The following is a 23309-nucleotide window of genomic DNA, read 5'->3' as shown; positions in this document are numbered from 1 at the left end:
TTGCCGTCTGAAATAGTCACGCCGTGACCTCCTTCAGCATGGTCATGATTTCCTTCTCCAGTCCGTCGATGTCCTGCTCGATGTGTGCCAGCGGGCGCGGGGCTTCATACTCGTAGAAGTGGCGGTTGAAGGGGATTTCGTAGCCGACCTTGATCTTGCTGTGGTCGATCCAGGCATCCGTGCGGTAGGGCAGCACCTCGGTCTTGAGGTAGGCTTCGCAGTGCTCCTGCACGAGCGCGAGCAGCGGCCCGACATCCACTTTGCCCTTGTTCTTCTTCCCCTCGTAGTCGAGCGGCAGCGGCAGCTCGATGCCGCTCGGAAAGGGCACGTTTTCGGTGTCGCGCAGGTCGGCATCGGGCTCGGGGTTGCCTTTCTTGTCGCGGCAGATTTCCGCCGAGGGATCGCGCTCGCCAAGACTACCGGGGGCCAGCAGAGCGCTGCGCAGTGCGCCCTCCAGGGTGATGTCCGCCGCACTGAACGCGGCGGCCAGGGCTTTCTCAAACTCGGCCCGGTCCTTGATGAGCGCCCCGGCTTCAAACATGGGTTTCAGGCCATCCAGCACGGCCAGGATGGCTTTTTACGCTTCCTCTCCCAGCAGCATTTCCTCAATGATTTTCTTCTTGTCCTTCCGCTTCCGGGAGATGGCGAGCTCCAGGAAGGTGCTGGTCTTCTTGAAACGGGCGATGCGTTCATCCGTCACAGCAAAGTTCAGCCGCAGCGGGCGCTCGACGGTGATCTTCAGATAACCGAAGTCCTGATTGTCGAAGATATTGCTGACGAAGAGGCTCTTCGTCTGATCACGCTTGGGGTCCACGTTCGTCTGAATCTGGCCCACGGTCTGACGGACATCATGGGCGAAGTCGCCATAGAGCTTGGCGAGCACATTGATGTGATTCGGCGTGCCTTCGGTGCCGTCGCCGATGCGTTTGCGTTTGTCCCCCAGGCTTTTCTTCATCTTCCAGGCGAAGTCGGTGCCGTTGATGAGCTGCACCTTGCCCCGGCGCTCCTTGCGTTTCCGGTTGGTGACGATCCAGACGTAGGTGGAGATGCCGGTATTGTAGAAGAGCTGGTCAGGCATGCCGATGACCGCCTCCAGCATGTCATTCTCGATGATCCAGCGGCGGATGTTGCTCTCGCCACTTCCCGCATCGCCCGTGAAGAGCGGCGAGCCATTGAAGACAATGCCGATGCGTGAGCCTTCACCGCCCTTGCCACCTTTCGCGGGCGCTGGCTCCATCTTGGAAATCATGTGCAGCAGGAAGAGCAGCGCGCCGTCATTGATGCGCGGCAGGCCGGGGCCGAAGCGCCCGCTGAAGCCAAACTTCTCGTGCTCCGTGGTGACGTGGTCCTTCTCCGGCTTCCACTCCACGCCGAAGGGCGGATTCGCCAGCATGTAATGGAACTTTTCCTTCGGATGGCCGTCACCATCGGTGAAGTCGCCCTTGGCCTTGCCGGTGCCGAGGGTGTTGCCGTAAATGATGTTGGTGGAAGTCTCCCCCTTGATCATCAGGTCCGAGCCGCAGATGGCATAAGCCTCCGCGTTGTATTCCTGACCGAAGAGTTCGACGTTGGCGCTGGGGTTCAGACCGGTATCAGGATCACTGATGAACTTCTCCGACTCCGAGAGCATGCCGCCGGTTCCCGCCGTGGGATCATAGATATTGATGACCTTGCCCTCCTTGTAAGCCAGGTCGTCATAGGTGAAGAGCAGCGTCACCATGAGCTTGATCACCTCACGCGGCGTGAAGTGGTCCCCTGCCTCTTCGTTGGCCTGCTCATTGAAGCGGCGGACGAGATCCTCGAACACATAGCCCATGGCGATGTTTGGGATGGTGCTCGGGTGAAGATCGACGGCGGCAAGCTGCTGGACGACCTGGAAGAGGCGGTTCGCCGTGTCCAGCTTCTCGATTTCCTTCTCGAACTCGAACTTCTCGATGATCTTCCGAGCACGGGAGGAGAACCCGGCCATGTAGTTGCCCAGGTTGGCCGCGAGCTTGTCCGGGTCGCCCAGGAGCGTCTGGAAGGTGAACTTGCTGATGTTGAAGAACGGCACCTTGATCTTGTGCGTGATGATCTTCTCGATGGTGTCGGCATCCTTGCCCTCCGCCTTGAGCTTCTTGTGCAGCGAGACCACCTCGTCTTTGGTCTTTTCCAGCACGCAATCCAGGCGGCGCAGCACGGTGAGCGGGATCATCACCCGGCGGTATTGTGGCGGCCGGTAGGGCCCCTTGATGAGATCGGCGATCTTCCAGATGACATCACCGTGTTCTTTGAAGGCGTCGAAATTCTTCATGAGATGGGACTGTCCCCTCTGATGGAGGAGCCGGAGTCGGGCTTGGAAGATGCTTGGCGGGCCATGCGGGTAATTTCGCCTATCCAAGCCGGGGAGGATGCGGAAGGCAAGGAATGCTGGATGCTGATGGCTCGATTCTTGAAGCTGGATGCTGGATGCTGGATGTGGTCTCCGTTGCCTCTGTTACCTCCTGTTCCAGCTCGGGGCACAGCCCGCCGGGCCGTTGCTGGTGGTAGGGTTCGAGGCGGCGTGGCGGGGCGTGGTCCGGGTCGCGGGAACGGAAGTCGTCGGTGCGGTGGAGGACGCCTCCGGCCAAGCTGGCTTTTAGACTGTTCAGCGAAACAGTTGTTGGGACGGTTCAACCTCACTCTGAGGGCTTTATGGGGGTGGGCTGTCCGCGATCCGCCGTCAGGGTGCCCTCGCTATGAGGTCATCTTGAGACCAACATGAGGTCATCTTGAGACCAACATGAGGGCATGTTGCGGGCAACATGGGGTCATGTTGCCCACGATATGAGGTCATTGTGCCCGCAATATGAGGGCATGTTGGGATAAACATGGGGGCATGTTGCCCACGATATGAGGGCATGTTGGGGTAAACATGGGGGCATGTTGCCCGCAATATGAGGGCATGTTGGGATAAACATGGGGGCATGTTGCCCACGATATGAGGTCATGTTGGGGTGAACATGGGGGCATGTTGCCCGCGATATGAGGTCATGTTGGGGTGAACATGGGGGCATGTTGCCCACGAAGTGAGGTCTCTGTGCCCGCACATAAGGGTCTATGTGCCCACGAAGAGAGGGCAGAATGACGACGGCGGCTGGGAGGTAGGGCGCGTTGTCCTCAACGCGCTGCCGATCCTCCCGGCGGCTGGGGACCAGCCGCCCTACCTTGACCGTGGTTTTCAAACCACCGCAAACAACCTGCCCGCAGTGCTTCGCCTAGCGATGCAGGCGGGCAGTCAACCACAGCAAACCATCGCAAACCCGCCGAGGCGTGAACACGCCGCGAATCACTCGCTTTCTTGCTAGTGAATTTCGTCGGTCTGCGTTTGTTTCTGCCCCCTCATGCCAGAAGCCAGGCCCAGCGCATTTTTACGTCTTTTCATGTTCCTCCTCGTCACCGGAGGGGTGGTGGCGGGTGGCTGGGCATTTCTGAAGCGGAATGCGCCAACGGGCACCAAACCGTCTGCCGCCGTCAAAGGCGCGGCTCCCGTGTTGTCCGCCAAGGTGGCCAGGGAAAACTACGCGCTCGATCTCGACGCCATCGGTACGGTGCGGTCCTTTGAATCCATCGACATCAGCTCGAACGTCACCGAGTCCGTCACGCAATTGTCCTTCAACGACGGCGACTTCGTCAAAAAAGGCACGCTGCTCGCCCGGTTGAGCGATTCCGAGGAGCAGGCGATGCTCGCCTCGGCCAAGGCGACGCTCGCCGAGGAAGAGCGCGAGATCGAGCGTCTCAAAAACCTCGTCAAAGACGGCGCGGCCCCCGAGGCGCGGCTGGCGGAGCGCAAAACCCTCGCCGACATCGCGAAACAAAAGATCTTCGAGGCTGAGGCGAAACTCGCGGACCGCCGCATCACGGCGCCATTCGACGGCTGGCTCGGCCTGCGCCGCATCAGCGTCGGCGCGCTGGTCACTCCCGGCACGGTCATCGCCTCGCTGGACAAGATCGACGTGGTGAAGATCGACTTCTCCGTGCCGGAAACCTATCTCGGCACCGTGAAGCCTGGAACGCTGATCGCCGCGCGCACGGATTCGGACCGCGAGCGCAGATACGAGGGCAAGGTTTCCCATCTCGACTCGCGCATTGACCCGGTGACGCGTTCCATCCCCACGCGGGCGGAGGTGCCGAATCCCGACCTCGCGCTCAAGCCCGGCATGCTGGTCATGGTGCGGCTCGTGGTGGAGCCGAAGATGTCGCTCTCCATCCCTGAACGTGCGCTGGTTCCCATCGGGGCCAAAGCCTATGTGTTTGCGATTCAGGACAACAAGGCGAAGCGCACCGAGGTCAAAACCGGCCGTCGCAAGCCGGGCTTTGTCGAGATCATCAGCGGACTCAGTGAAGGGCAGTTGATCGTGGCCGATGGCATCGTCGGTTTGCAGGACGGAGCCGCGCTGAAGGTCGCGGGTGACTACGGCGGCCCGGTGAAGGCCTTTAATCCTGAACAGCCCGCAACGACGACTCCCTGACATGTGGCTTTCGGATACATCGGTGCGTCGTCCCGTGCTGGCGATGGTGATGAACCTCATCCTCATCGCCTTTGGCGTCGTGGCCTACACGCGACTCCAAGTCCGCGAGTATCCCGACATCGAACCGCCCATCGTGACGGTGGAAACCTACTATCGCGGCGCTTCCGCCAGCGTGGTTGAGCGTCGCATCACCCAGCGCCTTGAAGACCGCATCTCGCAGGTCGAATCCATTAAAAACATCTCTTCCATCAGCGTGGATGGCAAATCGGAGATCACCGTTGAGTTCAGCCTGGGGCGCGATCTGGATGCGGCGGCCAATGACATCCGCGAAGCCATCAGTCCGATCCTCGCCACGATGCCGGAGGAGGTGGAGCCGCCGAATGTCGGCAAAACCGAGCTCAGCGCCGAGGTGCTGATGTATTTGAACCTCGCCAGCGACACGCGCAGCACGCTGGAGCTGAACGATTACGCCGAACGTTACCTCGTGGACCGCTTCTCACGCCTGCCAGGCATCGCGCGCGTGCGCATTTCCGGCGCGGCGCGTTATGCGCTGCGCATCTGGCTGGATCGCGAGGCGCTGGCTGCGCGTGGACTGACCGCGCTGGATGTGGAGGAGGCTCTGCGCCGCGAAAACGTCGATCCGCCCGCCGGAACCGTGCAGTCGCTCGATCGCCAGTTCACCGTGCGCATCAACCGGCAGTATGAGACGACGCAGGACTTTGAAAAACTCGTCATCGCACGCGGAGAGAACGGCTACCAGGTGCGTCTGGCCGAAGTGGCGAAGGTGGAGCTCGGCGCCGATGAGGCGCGAACTTCGTTCAAGGGCAACCGCGTGCGCATGGTGTCGCTCGGCATGGTGCGCCAGTCACGTGCGAATCCGCTCGATGTGGCCAAGGCCGTGCGTGCCGAGGCGGACAAGATCCGCGCCACGCTGCCGAAGGACATGCGGCTCGACAACAGCTACGACATCAGCCAGTTCATCGAGGAATCGCTCAACGAGGTCTATCGCACGCTCGTCATCGCCCTCGCGCTCGTGGTGGCGATCATTTATCTCTTCCTGGGCAACATGCGCGCCGTGCTCGTGCCCACCGTGGCCGTGCCAGTCAGCGTGTTCGCCACCTGCATCGTGTTGTATGCCTTGGATTTCTCGATGAACACGCTCACGCTGCTCGCGTTCGTGCTCGCCATCGGTCTCGTGGTCGATGACGCCATCGTGGTGCTCGAAAACATCCACCGCCGCATCGAGCTGGGAGAAAAACCGCTCGTGGCATCGTTCCTTGGCACACGGCAGGTCGGTTTCGCCGTCATTGCCACCACGTTGGTGCTGCTGGCGGTGTTTGTGCCCGTCACCTTCATGCCAGGGGACACGGGGCGCATGTTTGCCGAGTTCAGCGTCACCCTGGCGATCTCGGTGGGCTTCAGTGGTTTCGTGGCGCTCACGCTTTCGCCCATGCTGGCCTCCAAAATCATGCGGGATCGCGATGGCGATGGTTTCGTGGCCCAGTTGCTCCAGCGCATCTTTGAATTCGTGCAGCGCCTCTATCGTAAAGTGCTCGACCTGCTACTGAACTTTCCCGCCACAGCCATACCGGTCGTGCTGGGCCTCACCGCTTTGTGCTGGTGGCTTTTGAAGAACATCCCGGAGGAATTCACGCCGCGTGAGGACCGCGGCTCCTTCTTCGTCACCGCCACCAGTCCGCCGGGCACGACTTTTGCCAACACGATGGAGACGCTCGACGTGCTCAACGAGCGTCTGATGTATCTCGTCGAGGAAACGCATGAGGCCACGCGTGTGAACGCCCGCGCGCCGCGCAGCTTCGGTGCTGCCGCAGATTTCAACGAGTCCATCGCCGTGCTCACGCTCTCGCCCTTTGGCACTCGAAGAAACGGCTTCGACATCATGGCCGAGGTGCGCAAGAAGACCGCCGACCTGCCCACGGCCAAAGTTTCCGTCATCATGCGGCAGGGCATGATGCGCGGCCTGAACAAGCCGATGGAGATCGTCGTCAGCGGCCCCACCTTTGAAGAACTGGCCGCCTGGCGCGACATCATCCTCAACAAGGCCAGGGAAAATCCGAAGCTCGTCGGCTTCGACTGCGATTACCGCGACACGAAGCCGCAGCTCCGTGTGAGCATCAACCAGGCGCGTGCCGCCGATCTCGGCGTGTCCTCGGCCAACATCGGCCGCACGCTTGAAACACTCCTCGGCGGCAGACGTGCCACCACCTTCATCTACAAGGGCGAGGAATACGATGTGATGCTCGAAGGCAGCTATGCGGACAAACGCAGCCCGCTGGACCTCAACAACATCTTCGTGCGCAGCGAACGCAGCAAGGAGCTCATCCCGCTGGCAAACCTCGTCACCATGGAAGAGTTCGCCGACAGCGGCACCCTGAACCGTTACAACCGCATGCGCAGCATCACCTTCGATGCCGAGCTCGCCACCGGCTACAGCCTCGGCGAGGCTGTGGAGTACATGGAGCAGCTCATTCGTGACAACCTGCCTCCCGGCGCCATCATCGGCTACAAGGGGAACGCGCTGAAGATGAAGGAGAACAGCGGCAGCATCGGATTGATCTTCGCGCTGGCCATGCTCATCGCCTTCCTCGTGCTGGCGGCGCAGTTCGAGAGCTTTGTGCATCCGCTGACGATCATGCTGACCGTTCCCGTGGCTGTCGCGGGTGCGTTGATCGGTTTGCAGGTCATGGGCATGAACCAGAGCATCTACAGCCAGATCGGACTCATCATGCTCATCGGTCTGGCGGCGAAGAACGGCATTCTCATTGTCGAGTTCATCAACCAGCTCCGTGATGAAGGCATGGAGTTCCGCGAGGCCATTCTCACCGCCAGCGAGCAACGTTTGCGCCCCATTGTGATGACTGCGCTTGCCACCGTCATGGGTGCCTTGCCGCTCATGCTCGGTCACGGGGCCGGTTATGAGACACGCATGGTCGTCGGCGTCGTGATCGTGTTTGGTGTCTCGCTCGCCACCATCGTCACGCTGTTCCTTGTTCCCATGGTTTATGCCCTGATCGCCCGTCACACCGGCTCTCCACTGGATGTGAGCCGCAAGCTCGAATCTGCGCTCACGGGTGAGGAGCCGAAGCCCAAATCAAAGTACCCGGCGCTGCTGCATCTGCTGCTGTTTGCCTTCCTTCTGCTGCCTTCCTGCAATCTCGCGCCGAAATACCTCGTGCCGCAGCCCAAGCTGCCCACCGAGTTCAAAACCAGCGGCCCCTGGCGCACCGCGAAACCGCGCGATGATGCCCACAAAGGAAACTGGTGGAGCTTGTTTGGTGACGCGCGTCTGAACGCCCTCATGAAGCAAGCCGAGGCCGGCAGTCCGACGCTGGAACTCGCCGCGCATCGCGTCACCGAGGCCAAAGCGCTCGCACGAGCGGATCGCGCCAATCTGTTTCCGTTTCTCACGCTCAACGGCTCCGCGAACCGCAGCCGTGGCTCCGGCAACATGCAGTTCCAGTTTGCTGGAGGTCGCACGCGTAACGTGTTCGGCAGCACGCTCGATTTTGACTATGAACTCGATTTCTGGGGCAAGCTCCGCAACCAAAGCAGTGCTGGATTGGCGAGGGCCGAGTCGGAGCAGTCCGATTATCAAAACGCGCTGCTCGGTCTGCAAAGCGAGCTGGCCATGAACTACTTCGCGCTGCGTGCGCAGGATGCGCAGATCGCCTTGCTCAAGCGCACCGTTGCTTTGCGAAAAAAGACCGTCGATCTCGCCCGCACCCGATTCGCGCAGGGAGACATCGCCCAAATCGACGTCGCACAGGCTGAAACGGACATGGCAGCGACGGAAGCCGAGGCCATTGGTCTGGAGAAGCGTCGCGCAGAGCTGGAGCACGCCATCGCCCTGCTTCTCGGCACCACGCCCTCGCAGTTCAACCAGCCCGCGCATGAGATCAGCGGCGCTCCTCCTTCCATTCCATCCAGCGTGCCGAGTGATCTGCTCGAACGTCGCCCTGACATCGCCGCGGCGGAACGCCAGATGGCCGCTTTGAACGCGGAGATCGGTGTGGCGAAGGCGGCGTTGTTTCCCAGCGTGAGTCTCGGCCTCACCGGCGGCACGCAGACGAGCTATTTCTGGAAACTGGCCGATGCGCCGAGCCGCGTGTGGGGTTTGGGGCCTGCCGCCATTGAATGGCCGCTGCTACGCGGCGGTGGCGTGCGGGCGAACATTGAAGCCACGAAAGCGCGCTACGATCAATCCGCCGCCAGCTACAAAAACACTGTCCTCAGCGCCGTGCGTGATGCCGAGGATGCCTTGAGTGGTCTTTCCATTCTCAAACGCCAGTCAGCCGCGCAGGACGTTACCGTCGCTTCTGCCAGCAAAGCGCTCGAACTGGCCCAAAAGCGCTACGATTCTGGCCTCGTGGCCTACTACGAGGTGCTCGACGCGCAGCGCACCATGCTCCGCTCCGAACAAGAAGCCACTCGCATCCAAGGCGAGCGCTTCCTCGCCGCCGTGCTGCTCATCAAGGCGCTGGGCGGAGGCTGGTGAGTTCTTTGACGGTGTTGAGTTCAAGCAGGCGCTTGGCCTCGGCCAGAATGAACTTGGTGTCGCTGAAGGGCTGCCAGCTCACGTCCTGCCAGCGCTGCTTGCCGCTGGTGTCGATGAGGAGCGTGGCGTGCAGCAGCTCGTTCTCGAAGTCATCGTGAGCGCGGACGGCTTTGAAGGCTGCTTTGGAGCTGTCGCTGAGAATGGGGAAGGGCAGGGGGGCGTCGGGCTTGAGATTGAGCTTGGCGCGGATGTTTTTCGCCACAGGGGTTGGCTCGATCGTGACGGCGACGAGTTGAATGCCGGCTTTGTCGAAGTCGGCGGCGGCTTTGGAGAAGGCCTGGATCTGCTCGACGCAGTGACTGCAATCGTGACCGAGGTAGAACATGAACAACGTCGGCTTCTTGGAGGTGAAGTCGGTGCTTTTGACGGGCTTGTTGTCGAGCGTGAGGGCTTCAAACACTGGAGCCGCAGGCGGATGCCAGTGAACGGGTCCGAGACTTTCAATAGACGGACGCGTGCCGCTGTCCGTGCGTTTGGGAGTGGGAGCAGGCCAGTCGCCGGTGATGGCGAAGGTCTTGGCGAGCGTGTCGAGGCGTTTGGCGAGGGGAAGGTCGCGATCCATCGCAAAGGCGAGCTTGCGGGTCTCCTCGAAAGCTTTTTTGGCGTCGTCGGTTTTGCCGCAGGCCTGGAGGACTTCGGATTTGGCCGCCAGACCGGCGAGGTCTTGGATGAAGTTTTTGGTGAGGTCGAAGGCCTTGGTTTTGTCGTCGAGCTTGAGCCAGTAGCTGGCGAGGCGTTCTTTGGGGACGTCGGTGTCTTTGAGAGACTCCAGCAGCTTTGTTTTGTCCGCCTTGGGTTTTTTGGCGTCGAGAAGAGCGGTGAGAGCCTTCAACTCGGCGATGGCGCTGTTTTTGGCCTTCACCTCGGGCTTCTCGGCTGGCTTGGAGGCTTTGGATTTGTCTGACTTGGCAGGCGTTTCGTCTTTTTTCCGCGCCAGTTTGCTGGTGTCGATGTTGACGAGCTTGGTCTCGGTTTTGGCGGCTTCGAGTTCTTTGAGAACTTGGGAGAGCCGTTGGGTGTCGTTTTGATGATAGGCGGCGAGTCCGGCGGCACGCAGGCGGGTGATGTCGTGCGCAAGATGACCTGCTGGGGTGGCGGTGAAGGCCTTCAAGTCGTCCCACAGCTCCCATTTGATGAGTGTCTCGATCAAACGTGTGCGGCCGTAGCTGGCAGAGGTACTTTGCTTGTCGAGGGTGTTGTAGGTTGGATGACGTGGATTGCCAATGAGGCTGCGGGCGAGGGCGAGGGCATCTTTGGCGCGGCCGAGGTCGTTGTAGGTGCGGACGAGCCATTCCTCGTTGTGCGCGTAGTTGTGGATCTGGTCCGGTAGAATGAAGCTGCGGATCATGTAGGCATGATCCACGCGGGTGCTGGCTTCCTGCTGCCAGGCGGCGTCATCGGGGCGCTTCAGTTTGGAGAAGGTGTGTCCGGGCATGTGCCACATGTGGGCGATGCCGGGCGCGGCCTGGCCGCATTGCGCGCCTGAGGCGAGGGCGCGGATGGGTTTGCTCTGGTCCCACAAATGGATGCGGTAGTGATGCGCGGGATGATTCGGTGAGGCGGCGAAAATTTGATCGAGCAACGCATCGACGGCCTGGTTGCTGGAGATGGGGGCTTCGGTGCGGGAAAACCAGATGCGCCAGACGAGGAAAGCCTTGGCCTCGATGTCCTTGGGATCGTCCTGCACGAGGTTTTCGAGGTCGCGGATGCAGTCGAGGCTGCGCTGCTTTTTGTCGCGCTTGTCGTCCTTGTAGAGTGTCTCCAGCATGCCGATCCACTGCTTCTCGCGGGCATTGGCCTTGTCCTTGAGCTTCACGGCCTTTTCGGTGAAGGCCTTGGCGCGCTTCTCGGTGTTCACGTTCGCCATGGCCATGCCCCAGTAGGCCATGGCGCAGTCAGGATCGAGCGCGGCGACCTGACGGAAGCTGCGCTCCGCTTCGTAATACCAGAACCCGTGAAGCTGGCCGACGCCCTGGGTGAAGAACTGCTGCGCCTCCGGCTTCTTGGTGCTGATGGGAAACTTCACCGCGTCACCACAGCCAGGAATGAGCACGGCAGCCTGGCGCGGGCCTTCGTTGAAGGCCTCACCATGCGCGGAGTGGCCGGGCAGTTCGTCGGCATTGAGCGGCAAAGCGAGGCAGAGGAGGATGAGGGCTGGGCGCATAAGAAGAATGGGCCACATGGGAGGCATGTGGCCCGGGATGTTGAATCGCTGCAAGAGCTATACGGCTTACTTGCCGTAACCTTGTTCCGGCTGGCCGTTTTCGTTGATGTGGCCGGTGGCCCAAAGGATACCGCGGGTGATGAGGCTCAGGTAGCGGGCGTCGCTGACCGTGGCGGTGTTGTGACCGATGGTGGTGGAGAAGATTTTGGTCTTGTTCGGGCCGAACTCATTGGTCCAGGCGACAATTGCGGTGGCCTCGGTTGGTTTGGCATCAGGCGGCAGAGTTTCGCCCTTTTTGGCCTTGGGCGGGACGATTTGCACCCCGGTGGCAAGTGGCTTGCCGGTGAGGACCTGAATGTTGTTGTACAGCTCCTCGTTGATGGTGGTCCAGTCTTCGAGTCCCTGCGTGATCGGGTGCGTCTTGTCGGTGAAGGTGATGGAGATGGGCTGCTGAGGGCCGTGGCCGGTGGACTGGATGCCGAGCATTTCATACCAGCCGGCATTGTCCGCGCCCGGCTTCACTGGCTCGCGGAAACTGCCCCAGCGGTAGCTGTGCATGGCGCAGTGGAGGTTCACGGCGGGCTTGCCCGCCTTGTGGGCGTCGAGAATGGCGTTCACATAAGCCGGGTCGGTCACATCGGCGCTGCATTCGTCGTGGACGATGATGTCGAAGTCCTTGGACCAGTCCTTGGCTTTGTAGATTTCAAAGGTGGCCTTGGTGGACTTGTCCGGGTTGTAGGCGACATCGACGATGGCGTTGAGGCGGGCCTCGATGCCTTCCTTGAGCGCCATGGTTTGCTTGTCATACTCATGGCAGCAGCCACCGGCGACGATCAGGACGCGCAGCGGTTTGACGGCGTTGTCGGCGGCCTGGAGGAAAAAAAGACCCCCGGCAAGTGCGAGGGTGGCGAGGGGCAGGAGTAGTTTCATGGTTGGAATGGCGAGATTTGGAAGGGGACTGAATGCAGCGTGTTTACAACGAGGTGTCGAGGGGAAAATTGCGGCGTGCTTTGACAGCGCAGGCTTCCGCAGCATGACTGCGGCGTGGGTGATTTTTTAACGTTTGATGAATTGATGAACTGGGACGCGGGGCGCTTCACGCCGCCCGCACGGCTGGCTGTGATCGGCGATCCCATCGCGCACTCGCGCAGTCCGCAGATGCACAATCCGGCGCTGCGAGCCTGCGGCATTGATGCGCAATACATCCGTGTGCAGGTGCCGGTGGGCCATGTGGCGCAGGCGTTCCGGCAGTTCGCGGCCTGCGGTTTCCTCGGCGTGAACATCACGATCCCGCACAAGTTTGAGGCGCTGGACGCGGTGGACGTGCTCGACCCGCTGGCGCGACAGCTCGGCGCGGTGAACACGCTGGCGATTCGCGATGGCAAACTCCATGGCTACAACAGCGACGGCCCCGGCTTCCTACGCAGCGTGAAGGAGGCCTTTGGAGCCGAGGTGAAGGATCTGCGCGTGCTTATTCTCGGTGCCGGTGGCGGTGCCGGGCGGGCGGTGGCGGTGCAATGCGCGCTGGAGGGCTGTCCGCAGCTCGTTTTGGCGAACCGCACGACCGCGAAAGCCGAAGCCCTGGCGGCTGAGGTGTCCAAACTCTCGCCGCAGACGAAAGTGAAGGTCATTGCCTGGACAGATGAAGCGGTGGCGGCCGAGATGGACGGGACCGACCTGTTGGTGAACGCCACCTCACTCGGCATGAAGTCTGGGGATGCGAAGTTGCTTCCGGCGGAGGCCGTGACGGCCCGTCATCACTGCTTTGACATGGTGTATCGTGCCGACGGCGAGACGCCCCTGCTGGCGGACGCAAAACAGGCCTGTGCCAAGGTGGTGGACGGCCTCACGCTGCTCCTGCACCAGGGCGCGATTTCCTTTGAGCACTGGTTTGGCCGCCCCGCGCCGTTGGAAGCGATGCGTGCGGGCTTGCGCGATGCGGTGATGGCGTGAATGATTCCGAATATCGCATGACCTCGTCGCGGCACTTCGCTTTCTGCTTTTTCGGCCCGATCATCATGGGGGCGGTCTACTGCGGGTTGATTGCCCTGATCTGGGACTGGCTGGAGCGTCATCGCATCACGCCTTTGATCACCATGACGGTGGGTTGTGTGCTGGTGGCGGTGGCCACGCGCTGGTTCCTGCGTAACTTCGTTTCCGTGAAATGCCCGTTCTGCGGCGGAAAAACGTATGAAATCCGGGGACGCGGCAACCGCTTCATGTGCAGCGTCTGTGGCAAGGACCACTGAACTGCGCAAAGACGCGCGAACCTATTTCCAAAACGTTTCCACCGCCGCCACGAGGCCGGGGATGTTGTTCTCCTTGGCTTCGACATCGACGTTGAGACCGTGCTCCTTGATGGCGGCACTGGTGACGGGGCCGATGCTGGCGATTTTGATGCCTTCGGGCAGGGCGACCTTGAGATTGAGGAAGTGCTCGACCGTGGAGGCGCTGGTGAAGGTGATCATGTCAGCGCCCTCGGCCTTCAGGCGGGCGAGGGCTTCGAGATTGTCCTCAGTTTCGGCGACGGTGCGGTAGGCGATGGCCTCATCGACGATGGCCCCCATGCCGGTGAGTTCGTTGGCGATGACTTCGCGCGTTTCCTCGGCGCGGACCCATAGCACTTTGACGTTCTCCATGTCCTGGTGGTCCTTGAAAGCTTTCACGAGGCCTTCGGCGACGAAGTTTTTGTCGGGCATCAGATCGACGGCCAGGAAGCGGGCTTTCACTTTCTCAGCCGTGCCGGGTCCGATGCAGGCGATGCGCACGCCGCCGATGCAGCGCGCGTCGTTGAAGAGCTTGTCGAACATGGTGAAGAAGGCATCCACACCGTTCGGGCTGGTGAAGATGATCCAGTCGTAGGTGTGGCAGTCGTTGACGAGTTCGCCGAAGGTTTTCTGATCGGTGGCGGGTTCGGTGCGGATGGTTGGCAGCTCGATGACATCGGCTCCGAGTTGTGAGAGCTTTTTGCTCAGCACTCCGGCCTGCTGTCGCGTTCGGGTGACAACGATCTTCTTGCCAAACAACGGGCGGTCTTCAAACCAGTTCAACTGTGGGCGCTCGGTGACGACATCGCCGATGATGGCGACGGCGGGTGCTTTAAAGCCAGCGGCCTTCACTTTGGCGGCGATGTCGGCCAAGGTGCCGACAAGCGTCTGCTGATGGCTGTGCGTGGCCCAGCGCACGAGGGCGACGGGCGTTTCTGGCTTCGCGCCGTGCTTCAAGAACTGCTGGGTGATCTCGTCGATGCGCTCGACGCCCATGAGGAAGACCTTGGTGCCGTCCGCCTGCGCGAGCTTGGCGTAATTGAGCGAGGTGTCGGGCTTCGTGGGGTCTTCGTGGCCGGTGAAGATGGTGAGCTGGGACGCATGCGAACGATGCGTGACCGGAATGCCCGCGTAAGCCGGTCCGGCGATGGCGGAGGTGATGCCGGGCACGATTTCAAACTTTACGCCGGCTTCGTAAAGCTCGGCGGCTTCCTCCGCCCCGCGTCCGAACAAGACCGGATCGCCGCCCTTCAAGCGCGTGACCGTTTTGCCCTCCTTGGTGAGTTTGACGATGAGCTTGTTGATCTCCTCCTGCGGCAGCGTGTGATCGCCCGCCTTCTTGCCGACGTAGATGCGCTCGGTGCCGGGCTTGGCGTAGCGCAGGTGCTCGGGGTTGCAGAGGTAGTCGTAAACCAGCACGTCAGCGGCCTCGATGCATTCCTTGCCCTTGAGCGTGAGAAGTCCGGGATCGCCGGGACCGGCGCCGACGAGGTAACAGATGCCAGGGGTGGTTTTCTTGGAGGCCATGGTGGGAAAAGGGCGGCCAAGGTGTCGAAACCACGGCCCACCGCAAGGATGGATGGCATTGTTTCCCTTTTGCCGAGGATTCCACAGCGCTCCATAGTCGGCCAATGCCTTCCATCCTTCTCCAGCTTCCCACGGCCTGCGATCCTTCTTTGCCAGTGCTGCTGGCGATTTCCGGAGGACGGGACTCGGTGGCGCTGCTGCACCTGTTGCGAGAGGCCGGATTCACGAATCTGATCCTCTGCCATCTCAATCACGGTCTGCGCGGGGACGAATCGGACGGCGACGCGATGTTTGTGCAGAGGCTGGCGAAGAAGCACGACCTCAAATGCGAGATCGAGGCCGCGCATGTGGCGGCGCTGGCAAAGGAACGGAAGATTTCGGTCGAAACCGCCGCCCGTGAGGCGCGGCATGCCTTTTTGCTGCGCATGGCCGAAAAACACGACACCTGGGTCGTCTTGCTGGCGCACCACGCCGAAGATCAGGCGGAGACGATTCTTGCCAATCTCTGCCGGGGCAGCGGTCTGGCCGGGCTGGCAGGCATGCACGCGGTGCAGCGGCTTGATTCGGGTCTGCATCTCGTGCGCCCGCTGCTGCAAGTCCGCCGCAGCGAGATCGATGCCTATCTCAAATCAAAGCGCTACAAGTTTCGCGAGGATTCGAGCAACACATCGCCCAAACACCGCCGCAATCGACTGCGTCACGAGGCGCTGCCGCTGTTGAACGACATCTTCGCCCGCGATGTGGTGCCACAGGTGCTTCGTCTTGGATCACTGGCGGAACAAGATGACGACTGCTTGCAGCGTCAGGCTTTTGCGTTTTTGACCGCTCCACAGCAGGTGAATGAGGATCGCTCGCTTTCCATCACCAAGGAGTTGCTCACCCTGCATCCTGCCGTGCTCTCACGCGTTTTCGCGTTGTGGTTCCGTGAGGTGATGGAACTGCCCGGTATCGAGCATGACGAGATTGAAGCGGCCATGACGATGCTGGCCCCGGACGGACCGGCGAAGATCAATCTGCCACATGACCGCCACCTGCGCCGCAAAGCGAAACGGCTGTGGGTGGAGTAGTCTTTTGCAAACGGTCGGCTGGATCTCAAAGTAGTCCGCACAGTCCTCTGTGCGGCGCTCCGCGACTCTCGATGACTCCGCGTTTCCCCAGAACCATCCTTGTGCGGAGCGCCTTGGCGTTAATTTCACCAGGAGACTGCCACGCCCGCACAGAGGACTGTGCGGACCACTCTCTTAACCCTCCAGCGTGTGGATGAACAAGCCTGAGCGCAGCTTGGGTTCAAACCAAGTGCTCTTCGGCGGCATGATCTGGCCGACGTCGGAGATCGCCATGAGCTGATCGACGGTGGTGGGGAACATCGAGAACGCGACACTGAAGTCGCGGCTGTTCACGAGTTTTTCGAGCTCCGCGGTGCCACGGATGCCGCCGATGAAGTCGATGCGCTTGCTGGTGCGTGGGTCGTCAATGCCGAGGAGGGGCTTGAGCAAACGGTCTTGCAGGATGCTGACGTCGAGCTGGTCGATGGGGCTGGCGTCCTTGGCGGGTTCCCAGTTCAACTCATACCACTGGTCCTTGAGATACATGCAGCACTGACCCGGCTTCGTGGGCGTTTTGAGTGTGGTCGGCTTCAGGGTGAAGATTTCGCCGACCTTTTTGATGAACTCCTCGCGGTCGTTGCAGTTCAGATCCTTCACGGCCCGGTTGTAGGGCAGAATCTTTAGCTCGTTGCCAGGGAACAGCACGCTGAGGAACCAGTTGTAGTTTTCTTCTCCCGTATGGTTCGGATTGGCCTCACGGCGCAGCTTGCTCACGCGGAAGGCGCTGGCGGCGCGGTGATGACCGTCGGCGACGTAGGCAAAGGGCACCTGGCTTTCAAACAGGCCGGTCAAAGAGACGCAAAGGCCGAGCGAGAGACGCCAGACTTGGTGGCGGACGTTGTCGGGCGCGGTGATGTCGTAAATCGGTTTTTCACTCTTGGTGAAGCCGTCAATCAAGGCGCTGATGCCCGGACGCTGGCGGTAAGTGAGGAAAATGGGGCCGGTGTTCGCGTTCAGCGAGTCCACGAGGTTCGTGCGGTCGTCTTCCTTGTCCTGGCGCGTTTTCTCGTGCTTTTTGATGATGTCCTTCTCGTAATCCTCCGTGTGGCAGACAGTGACGAGGCCGGTCTGGCTGTGGCCGGCGACGGTCTGACGATACAGATACATCGTGGGCTTTGCCTCACGCGTCAGCACGCCTTCTTTCTGCATGCGCTCAAAGCTTTCACGGGCCTTGGCATACACGGGGGCGGAATACGGGTCGATCTCTGGATCGAGGTCGATTTCGGCGCGGTCCACATGCAGCAGGCTGTTGGGCTTGCCTTTGGCAAGAGCGGCGGCCTCCTCACGGTTGACGACATCGTACGGAACGGCGGCGACTTCGGGGGCGAACTTGGGGGCGGGGACGAGACCTTTGAATGTGCGAATGCGCATGATTCGAGATAAAACGCGGGGGGTGCTTGTCAATCCGCACTCTTGGGCTGAGCTGCCTCAAAGCTCTCCCGCGCCACTTTTCGCGCGGCGGAGACGATGTGGGTGCAGGCTTCGATGCAGAGCAGGGGGATCGCGTTCGAATCGTGATTCGGCTGCGTTTTTGACGCAGCTTCGTTGGCCATTGGTTGTGAGGTCGTCAGCGGCCACAAAATGCGGCGCAGGCATTTCGTGTTCGCGCAGCATTTGCCGATCATGGCATGCGCCTGATCATCGGTGATGTTGTTGGCGAAGCGATACATGCCGGTCTGACGGCCGAGCACCTCCCGCAGCGGCACCGAGGCCAGTTTGCCCTGCTCCAAGGCATGCGCCATGCCGAGCGCGGCAGGATAGAAGAAGTCCAGGGCCAGGCGCAGCTCGTCGAGCGTGGCGAGATCGAGCCTCCACCCGCGATTCAACGTGGGCGCGGAGTGCAGCGGACGAAAAGCGCCGCTGGCGTCATTGCGCGCGATGAACAAGGCATCATGAGCCGCGTGATGGACTTGCAGGCCGTCTTGATCGCGATCCGCGATGTGACAGAGCGAAAAACTGCCATCCGCATTCGTGGCGATGGCGATTTCGCCGATGGAGTCGCGACCTTGCTGCAACCACGCGGCTAGCGTGTCATTCAACGGCGAACCGCGAACCGTGAACTGCGAACTGATCCGGTGCTTTATGTCAAAATCATTCACTTGATCCAGAATCACGTCCGCCATGTGCGGCTCGGTGCCGATGGCACCGCTGTAGTAGAGCAGGCGGCCTTGAAGCTGGTGGGGATTGTGATGGAAGACGCCGCTTTCACTCAGGGCGGCACCGATTTCCTCGCGCATGCCGAGCAGGACGGGGATGTCTTGGAAGCTGTGCAGGCCGTCGGCGATGAAAAACGGGACGATGACGACATCGGGCGAGGTGGTCAGTTTGGCCCATTCGGCGACGAAGGGAGCTTCCTCCATGTAAGTGTCAATGACCTCGGCAAATCCATAGTGACCGCCACGGATGAGGGCGACCTGGTCCTGGATGGCCTTGGTGGAGTTTTCGTTCAGGCTGGTGCCGTGACCGACGATGACGAGGCTGGTGCGATCACGCGGCACGCCGGGAGCCACTTCATCCGCACGCTGCAAGATGAGGCGCGTCATGTTCGGGTGGATGCCCACGGGATCGCAATAATAGATCGTTTTGCCATCGCGGTGGGTGACCGGGCCGTCGAGTCGCAGTTCACGCGGCAGCACCTGCTGGCAGAAGTAGCCTTCACTGATGAAGTTCGGCACGATGTAGATGACATCGCTGTCCACCATTTCGAACACCTCGCGCATGTTCGGCTCCTCTTTCCAAAAGCAGCAGGCGACTTCACGAAAAATGCCGCGCTGGCGGATGGCGTCGGCGTGCAGGTGTGTCGGGGCGCTGGAGTCCGGGTTCACGGTAGAACCGTGACCGACGATGATAAGGGCGGCGTGCTGATGGGAGTTCAAAGGCTTGAAGGAAGGTGGGGATGGCGAATGCAGAATGACGAATTAAGTCCGAATTACGACCGTGGCGTCATGGTTGGAAGCAATTCGTCATTCGGCATTCGGATTTCGTCATTTTCCCTCACCCGTGGCGAAACCGGATGTCGCGGATCTTGGCGTCGGGCAGTTTGGCCTGCAGGCGCTTGAGGATTTTGCCTTTTTCGAGCATCAGCGCATGATGGGCGGTGGGCTGCATGAGGCGCACGGTCAGCACGCCGCGCTCGATGGAGTCCGGGCGCGAGAGTTTGAACAAGAAAAGGCCAACGATCTCCTCCCAAGCCTCAAGCACATCCTCCAGCTTCACACGATTGGCCAAACCACACTGCGCGACGATTTTCGGAGCCAGATCGGCCACGCTCAGCGTGGGCAGGTCCATCAGCGGCCCGTCCGCCACGCCACGCCAAGCCGCCACCAGCCGGTGGCGCAGGATTTGGTGGGCGGTGGGTTTACGGTCGCTCATGGGCCGCAGGCTAGCCGGTAATGAGCCGGTGCTAAATCACAAAATCACCTTTTGCAGGTGGGTGACGGCGCTGGCTTTTTGCTGTGTCCATCTTCGCTTAGCGAAGTGGTACCCCCGGTAGGATTCGAACCTACGACAAATTGATTAAGAGTCAACTGCTCTACCAACTGAGCTACGGAGGCATTGACTGTCGCTTGCGAGACAGGGTCGGTGAAGGGCGCGAGTAATAGCCGTCTCAGCCCATCGTGCAAGCGCGTTTTGCCCGCTCACGGTGAAACTTTCAGGTGCTGGAGCAGAAACTTGACCGCATCCGGCTTCGGTTCTTGTGCATCCTGTGCCACGATGCAGGGCACACCATCCGCAGAGCACTCTTTTTGAACTTCGCGGGCATGGTGAATGCAATGCAGCCACTCGCCGCGATTCGTGGGGGCCGGCACGACCTGAGGATTGCTCAAAAACAGCGGAGGATCATCCTTGGTGATCCAGTGCAGCATGTCGCACTCTCGCAGGATGGTTTGCCCCTTTTCGGTGCTGAAATCGGCCGTCGAGGAGAGGTGGTAAAACAGCGCACCCTCGGTCTCGCTGGTGTTGAACTCCGGTTTCGCTGGACCGAGGAAGGATTCCCAGCGCGTAAGGTTGTAGGTGGCCTGGGTGCCGTTGCAAACCGCACAGCTCAGACGTGTCGATTCGCGCAGCACGGGGTCGCTTGCCTTCGGATCAGCTAGATCATCGTGCGTGGCCAGCCAGAGAGACGTTCCGGCCCCGGCGGAGCCGCCCATGGAGGCAAACCGCGTTTTATCCAGCTTCCACTCACCCGCCTTGGACCGCACAAATTGCACGGCGCGGGCGCACTGCCGCAGGATGTCCTGGATCGGCATGGCATCGAGAAACGGATAGTTCACCGCCACGCATGACACGCCGCTGGCGAGGAGCTGGCTCATTTGTTTGTCGGATGCCCAGCGGCTCTTGTCCCCGTTCCGAAATCCGCCGCCGTGAATCATGAACACCACCGGCATCGGCTGCTCGGACTTCGCCAGATAGAGGTCGATCTTGTTCCGCGCATGTGGGCCGTAAGCCACATCAGAGAAATCCGGTTTGAGGCCGTTTGTCGCCGGCTTTGCCTCCCCGCCTGGCTTTTTCTTCATCTTCGCTAGAAAGGTGCGGCCTTCGTCGAGTGAGAGCACACCGTCCTTGTTCGTATCAGCCTCCGGGTAGCGTTTCAGCCCTTCACGGAGCTGTTCGTTGTTTTCGGAAGTGACCTGCGCGGCTGCAACGACGGCTAGGGTGAGGAAGATGATCCCATGTTTCATGACGCCGATCACAACGACTTGGCGCCTGCGTGTCCAGCATGAAATTTGCATGCCTTTGCTCCGGCCTCGTGGTAACTCCCGCTCATGCGTCTTCTGTTTTTTGCATTTCTCGTTTTGCTTCATTTTGCTGCTGCTGCCGAATTACCGCTCAGCATTTCGATTTCCGGCGAGGCCGGGCCTTACACCAAGGAACGTTGGAAGGCCGACTGGCCGGGCTGTGAGTTTGAAGGCGGGATCAAAGAAGGACGTGTGACTGTGACTGAGCGTGAATCGCAAAAATGGCTTCGCGTGAACTTCACCACCGGCAAGATCGGCCCCGAGGAAGGCGGTGCGGGCTGGCGCATGCCGTTTGGCAGGCATGAGGCGGCGGAGATGAGTTACACGCTCCGCTTTAGCAAGGACTTCGACTTCGTTAAAGGAGGCAAGCTGCCCGGACTCTGCGGCGGACCTGAAAACGTGAGTGGAGGACGACCAGCGAACGGCAAAAACGGCTTCTCCGCCCGCCTGATGTGGCGCAGGGATGGACGCGGCGAGGCCTATGTCTATCACAAGAATCAAAAGGGCGATTATGGCGACAGCTTTGCCTTTCCCGCCGACTTCCGTTTTCCCACTGACTCACCAGTCAAGGTGCGCATCGCCGTGAGCATGAACACGCCTGGAATACGCGACGGTGTATTGCGAGTGTGGATCGATGAACAGCTTCTCGTCGAACGCACCGACATGGAATGGCGCAGCGTGGATACCTTCGGTGTGGACGGACTCTACTTCGAAACTTTTCACGGCGGCGGTGACAAGTCTTGGGCTCCGACAAAACCTTGTTGGGCCGAGTTTGCGGAGATGAAGGTGAAAAAATAACCGCCTGAGTCTTTCAGAAAGGTTCAACTGAAGCATTGACCTTCTCCGGCCAAACCGGGACACTCGGGCTCATTGCAACCAGGGAGGTCAATCATGAACGAACCGCAATCCCGTCGCGAGTTCCTTGCCGATGTCGGCAAAGGCACTCTTCTCGCCACCATCGGCCCCGCGCTGGCCGCTGAACTTGGCATCACCACGGCTGGTGCTGTCGAAGCTCCAGCGGTTCTCAACTTCGGCGGCATGGAGTCGCTCGTCTGCTTCATGCAGGAGACGCCTGTGTCGAAACTCCAGCCCGCGCTCGCCGCGAAGCTCAAGGACGGCGTGCCATTGAAACAACTCGTGGCCGCAGGCGTGCTCGCCAACGCGCGCACCTTTGGCGGTGAGGATTACATCGGCTTCCACACGCTCATGGCGCTGCATCCCGCGCTGAGAATGGCCGGTTCCATGCCGGACAAACAGGCGGCGCTTCCAGTGTTCAAGGTTCTTTATCGTAACACCAACCGCATTCAGGAAAACGGTGGTCGTGATGAGGAGGTGCTGCATCCCGTGGCCGCAGGTTCGGACAAACCAAACGCGCAGCAACTTCACGACACGGTGAAACGCAAAGACACCGCCGGTGCGGAGAAAATGTTCGCCACGATGATGCAAAACAGCGCGGACGACGGTTTTAACGCGCTGCTCGAATGCGTGCAGGACAATCCCGAGGTGCATCGCACCGTGCTGCCGTATCGCGCCTGGGATCTGCTCGATCTCGTGGGCCGTGAGCATGCCACCACCCTGCTGCGCATGTCGTTGCGCTACTGTCTGAACTCGGAAAAGTATCGCCGCCCTGAATGGGACGAGCACAGCAAGGCGTTGACGAAGCTGATCGACGAACACAAGCTCATGGGACGCGACCCCGGCACGCGCTCGATGGAGGACGGTGTCATGGAGAAGCTCAGCATGACCATCTTCAGCGACACGCCCGAAACTGCTGCCGGCGCGGTGGCCGCCGCGCTGGCGGAAGGATTTGATCCGCATGAAATCGGCGAGGCCATCTCGCTCGCGGCGAATCAACTCGTGCTACGCGACCATGGCCGCCCGCCGGAGTGGGAGTCACCCGGCAAACCGGCTGGCAGCACGCACGGCGACTCTGTTGGCGTGCATGCGAGCGATTCGGTGCATGCGTGGCGCAATCTCTCGCAGGTTAGCAAAGGTCGAAATGTCTTCGCCTGCCTCATCCTCGGGGCTTGGCAGGTCGCGCGTGATCGCGGCGGTAATGGCGTCCAGCGTTTCCTCGAATGGGAGCCGCTTCCTGTGAAGCGCCAGATCAGCGCGTCCACGGATCAGGCGAAACTGCTCGCCGAGCTCGATGAGAATATCCGCCTGAATCTCCAAGGTCACGCCGCTGGCGTGGTGCATCGCTGTGGCATGCAGGGGATCGCCCCGGAGGCTGTGTTCCAGACCTTGCTGCGCTACGCCGTCAGTGAGGATGGCGCGCTGCATGCGGAGAAATACTTCCAGACTACCTGGGACGAGTTTCACCGCACGCGTCCCGCCTTCCGCTGGCGTCACCTCATCGCGCTCGCCCGCGTTACTGCCAGTGAGTTTGGTCGTCCGGCACCCGGACAGGCGGAGGCGCGTGAATTGCTCGGCGTTTGAG

General features: G+C 60.8%; 14 protein-coding genes, 1 tRNA gene and 2 pseudogenes. 8 read left to right on the top strand and 9 right to left on the bottom strand.

Annotation, left to right across the window (positions count from 1 at the left end):
• Nucleotides 1-16: 16 nt before the first annotated feature.
• Nucleotides 17-2293 (bottom strand): annotated as a pseudogene (locus ACILSI_RS02070) (N-6 DNA methylase).
• Between the two features lie 1108 nt (nt 2294-3401).
• Between ACILSI_RS02070 and ACILSI_RS02065 the strand changes: the two are divergent.
• The 3 genes and pseudogenes from ACILSI_RS02065 (at nt 3402) to ACILSI_RS02055 (ending at nt 9006) form a co-directional block, all read left to right on the top strand.
• Nucleotides 3402-4490, top strand: a complete 1089-nt coding sequence (locus ACILSI_RS02065) for an efflux RND transporter periplasmic adaptor subunit (RefSeq protein ID WP_395720173.1) — start codon at nt 3402-3404, stop codon at nt 4488-4490.
• Between the two features lies 1 nt (nt 4491).
• Nucleotides 4492-7578, top strand: a pseudogene (locus ACILSI_RS02060) (efflux RND transporter permease subunit); the annotation flags it as partial.
• On the top strand, nt 7552-9006 hold the full coding sequence (locus ACILSI_RS02055) for an efflux transporter outer membrane subunit (protein WP_395720295.1): 1455 nt from the start codon (nt 7552-7554) through the stop codon (nt 9004-9006). The pseudogene ACILSI_RS02060 and the gene ACILSI_RS02055, both read left to right, overlap by 27 nt.
• On the opposite strand, the gene ACILSI_RS02050 is transcribed toward ACILSI_RS02055, so the two are convergent.
• Nucleotides 8981-11230, bottom strand: a complete 2250-nt coding sequence (locus ACILSI_RS02050; RefSeq protein WP_395720172.1) for a redoxin domain-containing protein — start codon at nt 11228-11230, stop codon at nt 8981-8983. The two genes, ACILSI_RS02055 and ACILSI_RS02050, sit on opposite strands and share 26 nt — an antisense overlap.
• A 66-nt stretch (nt 11231-11296) precedes the next feature.
• Nucleotides 11297-12160, bottom strand: a complete 864-nt coding sequence (locus tag ACILSI_RS02045; protein ID WP_395720171.1) for a ThuA domain-containing protein — start codon at nt 12158-12160, stop codon at nt 11297-11299.
• A gap of 144 nt (nt 12161-12304) precedes the next feature.
• Here ACILSI_RS02045 and aroE point away from each other — a divergent pair, with 144 nt between their 5' ends.
• Both aroE and ACILSI_RS02035 read left to right on the top strand, forming a co-directional pair.
• Nucleotides 12305-13183 (top strand): shikimate dehydrogenase, encoded by an 879-nt coding sequence (gene aroE, locus ACILSI_RS02040; RefSeq protein ID WP_395720170.1) that lies wholly within the window; start codon nt 12305-12307, stop codon nt 13181-13183.
• Nucleotides 13180-13479: a hypothetical protein gene (locus tag ACILSI_RS02035; RefSeq protein ID WP_395720169.1), complete on the top strand. Its 300-nt coding sequence runs from the start codon at nt 13180-13182 to the stop codon at nt 13477-13479. The genes aroE and ACILSI_RS02035 overlap by 4 nt, the downstream gene beginning before the upstream one ends.
• A 21-nt stretch (nt 13480-13500) precedes the next feature.
• Here the strand turns inward: ACILSI_RS02035 and cobA are convergent, their stop codons facing one another.
• On the bottom strand, nt 13501-15024 hold the full coding sequence (gene cobA, locus ACILSI_RS02030; RefSeq protein WP_395720168.1) for a uroporphyrinogen-III C-methyltransferase: 1524 nt from the start codon (nt 15022-15024) through the stop codon (nt 13501-13503).
• Between the two features lie 104 nt (nt 15025-15128).
• On the opposite strand from cobA, the gene tilS reads away from it, so the two are divergent.
• Entirely contained in the window at nt 15129-16091 is a 963-nt protein-coding gene (tilS, locus tag ACILSI_RS02025; RefSeq protein ID WP_395720167.1) for a tRNA lysidine(34) synthetase TilS, read from the top strand.
• Nucleotides 16092-16265: 174 nt separating this feature from the next.
• Here tilS and ACILSI_RS02020 read toward each other — a convergent pair whose 3' ends face one another.
• The 5 genes from ACILSI_RS02020 to ACILSI_RS02000 all read right to left on the bottom strand — a co-directional run bounded on the left by ACILSI_RS02020 (nt 16266) and on the right by ACILSI_RS02000 (nt 20812).
• Nucleotides 16266-17501, bottom strand: coding sequence for a DUF1015 domain-containing protein (locus tag ACILSI_RS02020; RefSeq protein ID WP_395720166.1), 1236 nt, complete (start codon nt 17499-17501; stop codon nt 16266-16268).
• Between the two features lie 29 nt (nt 17502-17530).
• On the bottom strand, nt 17531-19006 hold the full coding sequence (locus ACILSI_RS02015) for a CbiX/SirB N-terminal domain-containing protein (RefSeq protein WP_395720165.1): 1476 nt from the start codon (nt 19004-19006) through the stop codon (nt 17531-17533).
• A gap of 118 nt (nt 19007-19124) precedes the next feature.
• A complete protein-coding gene (locus ACILSI_RS02010) occupies nt 19125-19502 on the bottom strand; it encodes a DUF721 domain-containing protein (protein WP_395720164.1) in 378 nt (125 codons plus the stop codon).
• Between the two features lie 106 nt (nt 19503-19608).
• Nucleotides 19609-19684, bottom strand: a tRNA-Lys gene (locus ACILSI_RS02005).
• A gap of 84 nt (nt 19685-19768) precedes the next feature.
• The gene (locus tag ACILSI_RS02000) at nt 19769-20812 is read right to left on the bottom strand and encodes an alpha/beta hydrolase (RefSeq protein ID WP_395720163.1); all 1044 of its coding nucleotides are present in this window, start codon (nt 20810-20812) and stop codon (nt 19769-19771) included.
• A gap of 84 nt (nt 20813-20896) precedes the next feature.
• On the opposite strand from ACILSI_RS02000, the gene ACILSI_RS01995 reads away from it, so the two are divergent.
• Both ACILSI_RS01995 and ACILSI_RS01990 read left to right on the top strand, forming a co-directional pair.
• On the top strand, nt 20897-21667 hold the full coding sequence (locus tag ACILSI_RS01995; RefSeq protein ID WP_395720162.1) for a polysaccharide lyase: 771 nt from the start codon (nt 20897-20899) through the stop codon (nt 21665-21667).
• 93 nt (nt 21668-21760) lie between these two features.
• Nucleotides 21761-23308: a hypothetical protein gene (locus ACILSI_RS01990; protein WP_395720161.1), complete on the top strand. Its 1548-nt coding sequence runs from the start codon at nt 21761-21763 to the stop codon at nt 23306-23308.
• The last annotated feature ends 1 nt before the right edge of the window (nt 23309 follow it).

Origin of the sequence: Prosthecobacter sp. (assembly GCF_044232965.1) — a bacterium.
Classification (GTDB): Bacteria; Verrucomicrobiota; Verrucomicrobiia; order Verrucomicrobiales; family Verrucomicrobiaceae; genus Prosthecobacter.
The sequence above is the reverse complement of the archived record's forward strand: the minus strand, read 5'-3'. Positions and strand labels throughout refer to the sequence as shown.

Coding starts and splice junctions, on each gene's coding strand:
- ACILSI_RS02000 (WP_395720163.1), bottom strand. CDS start 20,812: ATGAAACATGGGATCATCTTCCTCACCCTAGCCGTCGTTGCAGCCGCG.
- ACILSI_RS02020 (WP_395720166.1), bottom strand. CDS start 17,501: ATGCGCATTCGCACATTCAAAGGTCTCGTCCCCGCCCCCAAGTTCGCC.
- ACILSI_RS02050 (WP_395720172.1), bottom strand. CDS start 11,230: ATGCGCCCAGCCCTCATCCTCCTCTGCCTCGCTTTGCCGCTCAATGCC.
- tilS (WP_395720167.1), top strand. CDS start 15,129: ATGCCTTCCATCCTTCTCCAGCTTCCCACGGCCTGCGATCCTTCTTTG.
- aroE (WP_395720170.1), top strand. CDS start 12,305: ATGAACTGGGACGCGGGGCGCTTCACGCCGCCCGCACGGCTGGCTGTG.
- ACILSI_RS01995 (WP_395720162.1), top strand. CDS start 20,897: ATGCGTCTTCTGTTTTTTGCATTTCTCGTTTTGCTTCATTTTGCTGCT.
- ACILSI_RS02045 (WP_395720171.1), bottom strand. CDS start 12,160: ATGAAACTACTCCTGCCCCTCGCCACCCTCGCACTTGCCGGGGGTCTT.
- ACILSI_RS02065 (WP_395720173.1), top strand. CDS start 3,402: ATGTTCCTCCTCGTCACCGGAGGGGTGGTGGCGGGTGGCTGGGCATTT.
- cobA (WP_395720168.1), bottom strand. CDS start 15,024: ATGGCCTCCAAGAAAACCACCCCTGGCATCTGTTACCTCGTCGGCGCC.
- ACILSI_RS01990 (WP_395720161.1), top strand. CDS start 21,761: ATGAACGAACCGCAATCCCGTCGCGAGTTCCTTGCCGATGTCGGCAAA.
- ACILSI_RS02010 (WP_395720164.1), bottom strand. CDS start 19,502: ATGAGCGACCGTAAACCCACCGCCCACCAAATCCTGCGCCACCGGCTG.